The organism is Chitinophaga silvatica, assembly GCF_003419895.1.
GTDB lineage: Bacteria > Bacteroidota > Bacteroidia > Chitinophagales > Chitinophagaceae > Chitinophaga > Chitinophaga silvatica.
On record NZ_QPMM01000008.1, the window covers coordinates 34523 to 47379 of the forward strand.

The 12857-nt window shown below is 39.3% G+C and carries 13 protein-coding genes; 4 read left to right on the forward strand and 9 right to left on the reverse strand.

Annotation, left to right across the window (positions count from 1 at the left end; translation table 11 throughout):
- Positions 1-2: 2 nt before the first annotated feature.
- From DVR12_RS15665 to DVR12_RS27805, 7 genes are all read right to left on the reverse strand, one after another.
- Positions 3-692 carry a metallophosphoesterase gene (locus DVR12_RS15665; RefSeq protein WP_116976750.1) on the reverse strand — a complete coding sequence of 230 codons (690 nt, stop codon included), beginning with the start codon at positions 690-692 and terminating at the stop codon, positions 3-5.
- Entirely contained in the window at positions 689-1462 is a 774-nt protein-coding gene (locus tag DVR12_RS15670; RefSeq protein WP_116976751.1) for a hypothetical protein, read from the reverse strand. Before DVR12_RS15670 ends, DVR12_RS15665 begins: the two co-directional genes overlap by 4 nt.
- Before the next feature lie 242 nt (positions 1463-1704).
- Positions 1705-2343 (reverse strand): Pr6Pr family membrane protein, encoded by a 639-nt coding sequence (locus tag DVR12_RS15675; RefSeq protein WP_116976752.1) that lies wholly within the window; start codon positions 2341-2343, stop codon positions 1705-1707.
- Between the two features lie 9 nt (positions 2344-2352).
- Entirely contained in the window at positions 2353-2985 is a 633-nt protein-coding gene (locus DVR12_RS15680) for a DUF5710 domain-containing protein (RefSeq protein WP_116976753.1), read from the reverse strand.
- 44 nt (positions 2986-3029) lie between these two features.
- Positions 3030-3494, reverse strand: a complete 465-nt coding sequence (locus DVR12_RS15685; protein WP_116976754.1) for a VOC family protein — start codon at positions 3492-3494, stop codon at positions 3030-3032.
- Between the two features lie 43 nt (positions 3495-3537).
- Positions 3538-4632, reverse strand: coding sequence for a hypothetical protein (locus DVR12_RS15690; RefSeq protein ID WP_116976755.1), 1095 nt, complete (start codon positions 4630-4632; stop codon positions 3538-3540).
- Positions 4633-4863: 231 nt separating this feature from the next.
- Positions 4864-5682: a DUF6515 family protein gene (locus tag DVR12_RS27805; RefSeq protein WP_199417122.1), complete on the reverse strand. Its 819-nt coding sequence runs from the start codon at positions 5680-5682 to the stop codon at positions 4864-4866.
- Between the two features lie 2114 nt (positions 5683-7796).
- Between DVR12_RS27805 and DVR12_RS15700 the strand changes: the two genes are divergently transcribed.
- The 4 genes from DVR12_RS15700 (at position 7797) to DVR12_RS15715 (ending at position 10957) form a co-directional block, all read left to right on the forward strand.
- On the forward strand, positions 7797-8699 hold the full coding sequence (locus DVR12_RS15700; protein ID WP_116976756.1) for an aldo/keto reductase: 903 nt from the start codon (positions 7797-7799) through the stop codon (positions 8697-8699).
- Between the two features lie 101 nt (positions 8700-8800).
- The gene (locus DVR12_RS15705) at positions 8801-9493 is read left to right on the forward strand and encodes a DJ-1/PfpI family protein (protein WP_116976757.1); all 693 of its coding nucleotides are present in this window, start codon (positions 8801-8803) and stop codon (positions 9491-9493) included.
- A 90-nt stretch (positions 9494-9583) separates the two neighbouring features.
- The gene (locus DVR12_RS15710) at positions 9584-10408 is read left to right on the forward strand and encodes an N-acetylmuramoyl-L-alanine amidase (RefSeq protein ID WP_116976758.1); all 825 of its coding nucleotides are present in this window, start codon (positions 9584-9586) and stop codon (positions 10406-10408) included.
- 159 nt (positions 10409-10567) lie between these two features.
- Positions 10568-10957, forward strand: coding sequence for a hypothetical protein (locus DVR12_RS15715; protein WP_116976759.1), 390 nt, complete (start codon positions 10568-10570; stop codon positions 10955-10957).
- Between the two features lie 52 nt (positions 10958-11009).
- On the opposite strand, the gene DVR12_RS15720 is transcribed toward DVR12_RS15715, so the two are convergent.
- Positions 11010-11597, reverse strand: coding sequence for a LutC/YkgG family protein (locus DVR12_RS15720; RefSeq protein ID WP_116976760.1), 588 nt, complete (start codon positions 11595-11597; stop codon positions 11010-11012).
- Positions 11587-12819: an LUD domain-containing protein gene (locus DVR12_RS15725; RefSeq protein WP_199417123.1), complete on the reverse strand. Its 1233-nt coding sequence runs from the start codon at positions 12817-12819 to the stop codon at positions 11587-11589. The genes DVR12_RS15720 and DVR12_RS15725 overlap by 11 nt, the downstream gene beginning before the upstream one ends.
- Between the last annotated feature and the right edge of the window lie 38 nt (positions 12820-12857).

Sequence of the window (12857 nt, forward strand, 5' to 3'; positions counted from 1 at the left end):
CGTTAGCTTTCAATTATCTCCATAGCCGCCAGACATCGGAATTTCATGCCTTCTACAATTATTGTATTTGATTCGTGGTAATGACCATAGTACCATTCTTTGCACCCAGCCTGGTTTACAGCAGCATATATCTGACTCATAATTGCCCTTTCCTGGTGGAGCTCTTGCATTAATTGAGCATCGTTAGAAGCATAATGAGTAACAATTGGTGGGATAATATATGGCCAGGCTTCCTGCGGAGCTATATGGGAGATTACTAAATCAATTTGTTGAGTCGGGATACTCTGAATGGTCGCAGTATCAAAAATTACCTTTTCATCTTCCCAGTAATCTTTTCCTATTGTTCTGCTTTTTCGGTCTATAGAAATACCTCCCCCAATAAAAAGAACTTTTCGGTTCTCTATAGTTAGTACTTCGTAATCTTGTACCAGTTTTATGCACTCAAGTTGTATAGATTCCCTATTATCCCAGAACCATTTATTATCGTGGTTTCCTCTGAGGATATACAGAAAGTTTTGAGATTGGATCAGAAACTTATCTATTTGTTTTAAAATACTGATGTCCCGGGCCTTAGAATTAAAGCCCAGGCCCCAGTCTCCAACCTGAATAATATTAGCCTTGGTAATGTCTCTGCGTTTTAGTTGATAAAGTATTTCAGGATAACCACCATGTATGTCACCAATCAAAATCATTTATCATCCAGTTTAACACCTCTTTCTATACGCTCTTCTACTATTTTCAGTAGATGATTGTATTTATCTGTTTGTTGAACTCTTGCCAATAAAACGTAGGCATCTTTTAAGGATGATAGCGAGATGATATCTTCCAGTGTGGCAGAGTTTTCAGTTGCATCAATAAAACCTTCAAAATCGCCTAATACTGCCAGGGCATACTGAACAGCTAATTCTGTTTCATTAATTTCCTCAAGAATCTCTGCTGTGGCCATCATATCAGGACCTACAAAGTGTGGGTAGTGGCTCATAATTGAACAGGTAATCTTGCTCTTATTTTGCCATACAGCTGCTTTGGGCCGAGGTAAGTTTGTATTGCTAAAGAAATCTATCAATACATTGCACCATTCTCTCAGTACAACTGCGTAGAGCCATACATCGGCAGTGATAGGACGTTCGGGGTAATGATCCGCCAATGTTCTTACTTCTGCTGATAAATAGGAGAGCTGTTGCAGCACTATTTTTCGTAATGTCGCTTCCTGTGGGGCAAAATTTCCATTTTCACTAAGGGAAATCAATAAACGCACCAGATCGGTAAACTGGCTCTCTCCATTAGCTTTCAGGGATAATGTAAAATCTTCAAAGAGGGCAGACTGCGATAATATTTCTTTTGCAAGTTGCACAGGTAGGTAACTGGTGTCTCTTAACTTATCTGTTACTCTACCTAGGTCATTTGAGGCGATGGCCTGCCAAAGCGGGGTGTAATTACTTTTCTCAAATATTGTATTCATGGGTAAGGATATGTTGACTACTATCCAAATATAAGATGTTTTTAGGCTTGCTGTCAAATATAAATTCAAGCAAAAAAAAGGGTAACATTAACACATTTTAATTTAACCACTTCTCATCAATTTTATTAAAAAAATAAGATAATTATTTTCGTTTTTGGCTAGAGAAGTTTGAAGAAAATGTTGTTTGTTAAATCATTCCATTTGCACGATCGCCGTTACAAGGCAATAGATTAATTAATGACTTATGGTTGGCCCCTCTTCGTTAATTGCTTAGCAATCGCCAAGAAAATTAATGAGAATAATATAAAGACAAATGCCAGTACAATAATTGCAACGATAGTCGCATTCCAGCCCTGATCTACAACATTTAGAAACGGATATGGATAGAAACCTGAAATAGTTCCTCTAATTAAAACATAGATTATATAGCCCAATGGATATAATAGAAATGACCATAAGTATTTATAGCATAACGTGTTTTTAGGCACAAAATAAATCCAATACAATACAAATAGGATCGGAAGAACAGTATGCAATAATTCATCAACTATCTTTTGTAATCCGATCGGGTGCCAGAGAGACCTGAGAACAATATTGTATACAAGACTTACAATAAGGATATAGACAGTTAATGCAGTTGCTACCTGTGGTTTTGCAAACCATTTACCAATGCCGGATTTGGGTATTAGCAATAAGGTAGTGCTATTGATGGCAAGTAGAATATTTGTCAGAATGGTAAAGAAGCTAAAAAAGCGAATTACCAGTTCATAGGTAGGAACTTCTTTGTTGCCCATCATAATTACAAATTGGGCAATCAATGCAAACCAGCCTCCAAAAGATAGGATAATAAGAATTATTTGCTGTAATGATTGTTTATTCATAGTGTAACATTAGCCTGGTCGGATAGCAAATTCGTTAATTAATCTTGCATGTTCATTCATTTCGTAATCTGCATCGATAATGGCGTTATATTTTAGGTTAAAGGATTGAAGTTGAAGTTTTGCTGCCTCTTCCCTGGTTTTAGGGTGAAATAATCCATTTTGTTTGTTAAACAGGTAGCTGTCTTCCTGTTTGCTGTGACATATTTCACAATGATTCAGCCAAAGATGGCGGTCGGCCACATCAGACCATACATATTTATACAGAGGATATTCTTTATTCAGGAGAGATTGAAGATTATCTGAAATCTCTATTATCTGCTCAAAAATGGCAAAAAAGTCTTGCAGTCTCCATACCAGTTCATCTCTTTCATTATTATCCTTTTCGTAGAAAAAATTTGCTGCAAAAGCGATGAATGTATTGGAGTGATGGCATTTCCAGCAGGGGGAAGTAGATTTTATGAGAATTACCGGGTCTGGAAGTATGATGCATGGATTCTGTTGAGGAATCCATGCATCTATATCGATTAGCCGATCGAAATCATCGGCTGGCAAGTACCAGGATTGATCTTCATGGCTCCATCTGGCGCCTTTGGCGCTAGCCAGCTCCTTTTCTGTAGGGGGAACATTCAAAAACAATGACATAACAATTATGCTTGTAATTGAATTTAAGCAAAAAAGGGGGATTATTAGTATTTATCGTCATTGATTTCTAACCAATAACCGTCCGGATCTTTCAGATAAATTTGTTGTACACCATCTACCCGTTTGGTAACAGCGTTGGCTTTACCTGGCCAGTCTTCAAACGCTATTTTATGCGATTTCAACACTGCGAGAAAATCAGCCATCGAAGGCACGCTAAAGCATAGGTGGGTATTCTTATCGTGAGTCGTAGCTGCTTTAGCGCCAGAAATGATATGTACCTGGCTATGGTCTCCGACTTTAAACCAGCTATGGCGTCCATCCTTAAATGGTTCGTCCATAGGTTCCAATCCAATTATATCTTTGTAAAATGCCGTGCTTTTATCCAGATCAATCACATATAAAGCCATATGATTGAGCAAAGGATATTGCTTCTTCGTTTGTCCGTTCATCTGAGTTGAAATGCCAGTAAATAGCAGGAGAAATCCTGCAGCGATAAAAAACTGTTTCATAGACAACAAGATAGAAAATTGCTGTCGGGAAATTTAGTTTTTTTTAATTGGCTCCTTTAAATGCAATTGATTCGATAATGACATCCAGTTTTTTCAGTGCTGGCAGGTCAGATTTTAGTATTTTATCGCCTGTTACCTGGTCGTATTGTTTAGGATCTCCTGTATTATTGGCTTTTAGTACAATCAGCACACCTTTACCGTCTAGTGACCCACCTTGCCAGTTGGTGACCATTCCGCTGTTGGTCCATTCGAAAGCATTCAGTTTGAATGGCTTACCATTTACTTTATTTAACTTGTCGAGTGGGTCGCCGGCTTTGATACCATATGGCGATTTCCACTTTGAAGGGAAGTGTGAGAAGGTAATGATATTTCCATTTTCACCATCAAACTGAACTTCTACTTCATTATCTGTATCCGGATAAATTAAGTATGCTTCTCCTTCTTTATCTCCTGCGAGATTTATGGCATCATGTTGAGTAACGTTATGTTCGCCGTACATTTCCACGAGTTGCTCAGGTTTACGCACCTGGAATAGAGGGCGTACTTCCCAGTTGCGGGTATCTACGGCAGCAGTAGCTTCTGTATTGGTTTCAGTAGCAGCATGTTCTGTAGCGGTAGTTTGATTATCTGTTGTTTCGGTAGAAGCACCAGCGCTGGTATTGTTATTGGCAGCAATCACGTCGGCAATTGTAGCAGGTGGTTTTTTACCGGTAACGGGGCCGGCATAAGTTACCAAAAAGTCTTTTTTATCGTCCAGGAGGGCTTTTGTTTCGTCTTTATATTTATTAGCAGTATAGGTAGCAATAGGAAATACGCTGTTTGTTTGCAGGCCCAGGCTACGCAGGTTGGCTATGTAACGTTGACGATTACAATCGCTATACTGATAAAGGTATTTTAAGGCAGCATCAAAAGCTACCAGGTCTTTTTTCAGGTCAAAGACGGTGGAGTCGATATCCAGGCCGGCGTTACCACTGCGGGTAAGTTGTTCGGCGATATATCCGGAAATAGAGTCATGAGGTAATTGATAGTGAGCGGCGATTCTGGCAGAAAAATCATCAATGATCGATTGACTAAGCTTAGACTGAGCATTCGATAAAACAGGAGCCAGGAACGCAACAAATATGAGAAACCTTTTCATGGGTATTATTTAAAAAAGCGTGAAATACTATATTACAATTAACTGCTTTATGATCACTAAGTTATAGAATCTTTAATTTACAGAAAACAGCTTATGTGCTAGTAGAACGTTTCAGGAATTGAATATAGTATTTAATTCGCTTAGAACCTTTGAGGAAGTTACTTTTAATAAGTGAAAGGGGCCAACTAAAACAAGTTTTAGTTAGCCCCTTCGACATAGGAGGATGTATCCCTATTGTTCGTCGGTCATTTTTCCTACCACCTGGTAGCCGGCCAGCGAGTTATCTGAATTATAGATTGGTTGGTAATACATACCGTCTGGTGAGACGTAGTATTGCTGACCGTTAATCTGAACGCTCCTGGAATTCTCTGGTAATTGTGGTATCAGAGAATTTGGATCGTATGGCTGATTATTATTGGTATTATCTGTTGTTACGGTTTGGTTACCTATTTTACCGTTTTTCCCCACTACCATATAACGTCTGCCATTATCTGTCATCGTTTCCTGATAGAAGGTGCCATTGGATTCGAAGTAAGTATTACCATTAAAGGTAATTTCCTGGGCATCATCGGGCAGATTAGGAACGGCTGCGCCTATTGGAGCTTCTACTACCTGATATCCCCTGTCGTCGCCTGTCGATTCATAGTACGTACCACCGTAATAGTAGACAGGACCAAATGCAGGGCCTAATGAGAAGTAGCCAAAAGGCAGAGCTGAAAAGTATAAACCTATTGAAGGGAAATAAGGGCGGTAATATGGCCTGTAGTAAGGGCGATAATATCCATTGTAATGCGGGCGCCCGTAGTAAACTCTTGCTGAGCTGATTGGACCACGATTATATCCGCCTCTGTAAACTGGAGCTGATGCACGGGGGGCTACATAAACTCTGCTACCACCACCGAAGCCGCCACCACCAATTCTTCCTCCACCACCACCATGGAAACCGCCACCGCCTCCATGGCCTCCGCCTCTTTGCGCATAGGTTTCGGAAATAGTTAAGGTGCTTAAGAGGCCTGCCAGCACCAATAACATTAGATATCTGCTTTTCATTTTCTTTAACATTAAGAGTAGAAATTCAATCAATTCCTCAGTTTTTTCCGTTAGTTGTTGGACTGTTTTTGTTGGCTAAAGTTTAATTAATTGATATAGTACAAAAATGCGGCCGAATTTATTAAAGTTAATACTGGAGCTGGTTTGGAGGATCTGGTTTCAGGGCTCGGTGCTGAATTTAGAAAACTTATAACATCTCGATAACTTATTCATTCATTTTATTCACGAAGTTTTCCGTGTTCATACCGTTTTTTTCTATTCGCTTTTCATTCATTTTGTAAATGCTGTAATAATCTGATTTTTAAATTGATAGAGATACTATCTTTGCATTATATCGATTGATAATCGTTATGATTTAACCCAAAAACAAAATCCTATTCTTTTTAGCCATGTCTGTAGCTGTCAAATGTTATTTCAACTATTCTAAGAGCAAACTAATTATTAGCCTTATTAATTCTGAAATGAGCAACCTAATGCAATCCTTTTTATTTAACCGTCAATTTCAAACTTATATTTTTCTTGGTCATTACCATTACCGGTTCTTCCTATTCGTACTGAATTAGGAATTGCAGGCAAATCATTATCAGCAATTCAGAAACAGGAACTGATGCAATGTCATACATTGACCGCTATTTCTATGCATAACTGGTTCCATGCATAACTGAAGAACAAGTCAATGGATAAACAATTTTACCTGTTCTCTCTTCAGATATACGGACTGTTGTGGCAACATATAGAGCAAAATATTATGAATACCTGACCGGTATCTTTGTTTGTTAACCTGTTTTTATTGCAATTCATTTTTTCACTAATGGGGTGATAGTACATTCAACTGAAGGACTGTTTTTCTAAGCGGTCCAAATTTTCTCGAATTACTGACATCCGTAATTGTACTACCTAAGCATTGTTTGCTTGCAGGTTTATACTGTCAGGTAACTCAATGCAGGATAATCCATAACATTATTGGAGTGCAAATACACGATGGAAGCTTTAATCCGGGACCGTTTCTCTAGATGGTCCTTTTACTAAAAAATTCCAGTAGCAATAAGAGTTGCTATTGTTTATATATACTATTGAATTTCTAAATATGATTTATTTATGAAACAGAATTTAATCAAAAAAAATCGCTGCAAAATTTTGCTTGAGTTCTGAAGACAGAGCGGGGCTCCGGCTGGTAATTAAGGTTAGAAGTGAATGTTGAAAGAATAAAACAGTTGCTAAGTGATTACGAGAATAACAGAATCCTGTTATTGGAAGAAGGATGGCAGTATTTGAGTAAAACAGATGCTACCAGCCTAATAACAGAATAGCATTGTTGGAAAAGTAAGTCCGGCAATTGATTATCGTGTAACGGTGTATACCAATTCGTATATCACCAGGGCTGGCTATGCACATCATATTAAAATTTTAATCATGAACAGAAATACAATGTTGAAAGTGCAAAGTGTAAAAATCAAATCCAGGGATCAGTAACCACATTGAAGTTTGATGTTGTAAGATAATCACTGTTGTTTGTTGTTATTGATTCGGCAGGAGCCGTTTTTCTAAACGGTTCCTTTATTCCAAAAAGTATTAATCAATATACTCAAATGCTTTTTCATAGGGGAATTTGACTTGGGAGTGGATAACGGACCATCTTTCCAGATGGTCCATATCATCTCTAAATCTTTTTTGACAATTAACATTCGATGGATCGGACATACTAAAAAGAGGGCTGTTTTTCTAGACGGCCCTATTCCCTAAAATTCTTAGCTACCAATATCATTTTGGATGCTATAAAACGATTATTTTGAGGTGGACGAAAATTGAATACAAGGGCTGTTTTTCAAAGCGGCCCATTTTTTTTATTGATTAAGTATTAAAAGAATAAACCGGCAGCTAAGACAATTATTTCGCTTTAATTCCTTCTTAATTATTAAATACACTGGCTTCAGTAAAACCAATTACTCTCCAAATAAGTTCTTCTCAATTATTAAATACAAAAGCTTTAGCAACTATTTCTATGTTCAGTATGTTCAGCCAGCTTGAAGACAGATTAATCTTATCACACTTATCTCAATCTTATACCCTAAATTTATAGCGTTAAGACTTCCCCCACAATTAATCTAAAGTTTATGGAATATACGTTACTGGGTAAATCAAATCTGAATGTCAGTAAATTGGGTTTTGGTTGTATGTCTTTAAATTATAACGATCAAAACAGTGCTTTCTCCATTATTTCAAAAGCAATAGATAACGGAATCAATTTATTTGATACGGCTGATCTGTACGATCACGGCGAAAATGAGGTACTACTCGGAAAAGCGGTCAAAACTAAACGGCACGACATTATTATTGCCACTAAAGTTGGTAACCAGTGGCGACCAGATAACCAGAGCTGGGATTGGAACCCAACTAAAAAATATATTCTTGCTTCGGTAGAAGACAGCCTTCGAAGATTAAACACCGACTATATAGATTTGTATCAACTTCATGGAGGTACAATTGCAGATCCAATAGATGAAACTATTTCCGCATTTGAACAATTGAAAAGAGAAGGGAAAATCAGATACTATGGCATCTCGTCTATAAGACCCAATGTCATTAATGAATATATTAAGAAATCACATATTGTAAGTGTGATGATGCAGTATAGTTTATTAGACCGGAGGCCAGAAGAAGCCTGCCTGTCTCAACTGCTCGAACATAATATTGGTGTACTGGTGAGAGGAGGGTTGGCAAAAGGGCTATTGGTCAATAAACCCCCGGTAAACTACCTCAATTATACAGCGGAACAGGTAAAAGATGCTGCTGATGCAGTTGCCCGCAATTCCGGTGCCAGCAGAGCTGTAACACAAACAGCACTGGAGTTCGTATTTCAGCATCCTGCTGTCAGCAGTGCCATCGTAGGAATTAGAACAATTGAGCAGTTGGATGAAGCGCTGAAAACAATACACTCGCCTAAATTAAATACCGAAGAAATGCAACAGCTCAGATCTGCAATTCCAATTAACAAATACGAAGAACACAGGATATAGAATATCTGCCATTTTTAAAATTCAGTACAGCATAGGTTCAAAGAATAAATGCGATAAACTTACAGTTGCAATTATTATCTTGTTGAAATTAGAAAGTTGTTATGCAGAAATTAAAAATAGGAATGTTACTATTCCCTGAGCTAACGGCACTCGACTTTGTTGGCCCATATGATGTTTTTATAAAAGCTCCCTGTTTTGAAGTATTCACAATTGCTAAAACCACAGAACCTCTGCAGGCAGAAGGTGGTCTGTGGTTTAAACCTGCTATATCACTTACCGATTGCCCACCGCTCGATATCCTTTTTGTACCAGGAGGTAAAGGAATAAACAATTTACTAACGGATATGGAGGTCCTTGATTTTTTGCGGCTGCAAGGAGCTACTGCAAAATATATCACTTCAGTATGTACCGGCTCCCTGGTACTTGCTGCTGCTGGGTTGTTAGACGGATTTGAAGCTACTACACATTGGCGGTCATTGGAACTGTTAGGATTGTTTGATGTTACGGTACAGAACAAAAGGATAGTAAAAGATCGTAATCGGATTACGGCGGCCGGAGTAAGTGCCGGGATTGATTTCGGGCTTATGCTAACAGCCTTGATTGGCGGGGAGGAAACAGCAAAAATTGTTCAATTACAGCTCGAGTATCATCCCGAGCCTCCATTCAGGGCCGGATCTCCTCAAACAGCCGGATTGCCGGTACTTCAACGAACTAAAGAACTTACTCAACCTATCTACAATTTGCGCAAGAAAATAATCCAACAATTAATCCAACAAAAAACACCTGAATCTTAAACATCCAAACAGGCTTCATTTTTGCAGAGTTCCAGAAATAACAAAAGTAGATGAGTATCTTTACTTTATAAGTTTCATTAAACTGTGATTATGAAGCATAGCATCATCCGCATCAGCTTACTGATTATAATAATCGGGTTTGCATATTGTGCAAGGAATCCATACGCTGCAACCAATAAGGAATATCGCAGAGAGGCTAAGAAGTTTGCGAAGCAATTGAGACAGCAACCCGAAACAATTGCAGGAGCAGATGGAGCACCTGTTGAGCCATGGGTTGGTACTATCAACTTCAATTTGCGTAAACCTGCTTATGTTATCATTCATCATACTGCCCAGAATTCCTGTGCTCAAACTTTAAAAACCTTTACACTGCAAAGAACGCAGGTAAGTGCACATTATGTGATTTGCCGGAATGGTACTATTCATCATATGCTAAACGATTATTTACGTGCCTGGCATGGTGGTATTGCACGATGGGGAAATCTGACTGATATCAATTCAACTTCAATAGGTATTGAATTGGATAATAATGGGGCTGAACCTTTTGATAGTGCGCAAATTAATAGCTTAATGGTTTTATTGGGCAGATTAAAGAGTCAATATGCTATTCCCACAGCTAATTTTATAGGGCATGGAGATATCGCTCCGGGAAGAAAAGTAGATCCCAGTGCCTATTTCCCATGGCAGCAACTGGCAGATAAAGGATTTGGACTGTGGTATAAAGACACTACTGGTATTGTGGTGCCTTCTAATTTTGAAACTATCACAGCACTACGGATTATCGGGTATGATGTGAAGGATACTGCTGCTGCAATAAAGGCATTTAAACGTCATTTTATGTCTGCTGATACTACTGTCGGATTTACAGAAGGCGGGCAAAAGATTCTGTATAGTATTGAACAGCAAAGCCGCTAGGACAAATACCTGCAGTGTATTCAAGAGTTTATTTTGCTATGTGGAGTAAATATGTTATTTTAATAATGAGTTAGGCCAATATACCAAAATCGAAAAGAGATCACTATTTAGCTTGTTATTAATCGCTTGTGTTATTCTCCATGTTATCAATCCTCTGCCATGAATAACTGTAAAAAATTCCCGTTATTGCTGTTTGCTGTAGGTGCTCTGTGTTTTTTATTACCTCACCAGCAAATTATAGCTAAATCTAACAACCTTCGTTACGATTCTTCCTGCCTTGTCAAAACTGATGCGAGTTTTGATTTTACCGACCTGCAACGAAAAAAGGTGATTGCTGTTATTGATAACAGAGTTACGGGGGGTATTGAAGAAGCAGGGAAGATCACCTGGGAAAATTCTCCCAATGCTCCTGAGTACTATCAGATTATTCTCCGAAAAGGGAAGGTAACTATTAAGTATAAGGGAACTGCTTGCCAGGATCGTTTGATTTGGCAAGATATTGAAGACTGTAAGGCAGACCTTAAGAAACTGCTTTCTCCTGCGCAATAGCCAGGAAAAACTGACCGGCTGTAGGAAGATTTACAGCCGGTCAATTTCTAAATTAAACAAGATATACACTTAGACTTCTGGCACCCTGTGCTCCATGAACCAGCACAGCACCGATATCGGCAGTTGCTGAAGGCCCCATCATGAAACAGCCATAGGCTGTATCTTCCAGGCTTACTTTTAGGTAAGCATCATACATATCTGCTACTAATTCTGTTGGCGTTAGCAAGATCACAAGATGCTGGGAGAGGAATCCCAGTGCATTTACAACGAGGTCTTCCTGTGTTAGCCATACCATTCCATTTTCGGCCACGCCAAATCTTGCTCTGATTACTCCAACATCAACATCTGCTAATTCATGTGGGTTTATAACCGAATGAATGTCACGATTCCCCTGGATGTCGGATGATGCTGAGCAAATTACCTTAGCTTCCGGAAATTGTTGGTTGAGCAGAAATTGGGCGGATTTGAGGCTGCCTGGTTTGTAAATGCTTCCTCCTGCATCAATAATTCTCTCTTCAAATGCAGGTAACAGAGCTGTGATTTTTTTAGGAAAATCCGGAATTTCCGGATAATCGATCTGCGTAGCAGGTAACTGACTGCGAACAGCAGACAGTACTTGGTTGCGGGTGTTACTGTCCATGATCTTTAGCTTTATATTGTAAATACCTTTCACGAAATGTTTGCTTGGCGAAAGAAGGAAGTTCCCGATGTCTGCCCCCGGGATTTAATGCACGGTTGTACAATAGAAAATGAGGCGTAAATCGTAATGCACTGCCGGTTGCTGTTTCAGCACTTCTAAATAATCCCGGATGTTCAAATACCTTTCCTATAGTACCAAAGGCCAGTCGTCTGCTGATCGGTAGATATTTCTTTTCTGCCATTACTTTTCTCCACTTTAAGATCTGATCGCTGATATCAATTTTTACAGGACATACATCGGTGCAGGAACCACAAGTAGAGTGGTAGGGCAGTTCACTATATTTCGATTCGTCAAATGTTGGGTCAGGTATTACTCCAATGGGGCCTGAATTGGTGGCTCCATATGCCAGTCCGCCACTCCGGCGATAAACAGGATAAGTATTCATACAGGCGCCGCAACGTATACCCTTTAAGGAGTGCCAGAAATCGTTGAGCCTGAGCCGCCGGCTGCGGCCATTGTCGGTAATGATAATGTGCATTTCTGATCCGGGTCTTGGACCAGTGAAATGGGAGGTATACCGAGTGGCTAGTGTACCTAATGCACTTCTGGAGAGAAGACTGATAAAAATACTGAGATCAGTAACTTCAGGAATTAACTTCTCTATGCCCATACTCACAATGTGTAGGGGCGGTACGGATGCTCCAATGCCGGCATTCCCTTCGTTGGGGCATACGACAAAGGTTCCGGTTTCCGCAAGGGCAAAATTTACTCCTGTCATACCTGCGTCGGCAGAAAGGAATTTTTTGCGTGCGTTTTCTCGCATTGCTTCGTTCAAATAATGAGGGTCATAATTGTTTGGATCTGTTCCAATATTTTTCCAGGGGAAGCTTTCTACTTTAAGGATATCGTGTAGGAATTCTATTAATTCGTTGGTTCGTGGTTGTACTTGTGCTACTTCGTTGGTTTGCGGAATGGCATCGAGGAGCATTTTGATATACTTCACACAACTGCCGGCCGGCCCAATAATATACTCGAATGATTTGAAGTTTTCTGCTGCAGAATGTAGTTGGTCACCCTCATTGGCCATGGGGTGTCCGCAACAGGTCTGAGTAAGCGGATAACCCACTTCTATTCCAAAATGCTCCAACAGCTCAAGGGTTGCAATACCTGCTTCCGGAAAAAAACCATCGATGTAGCATGGAATAAACAAGCCAATTTTCATACAGTGCGATTTGATAGGTTTCTAGTATCAGATAACAC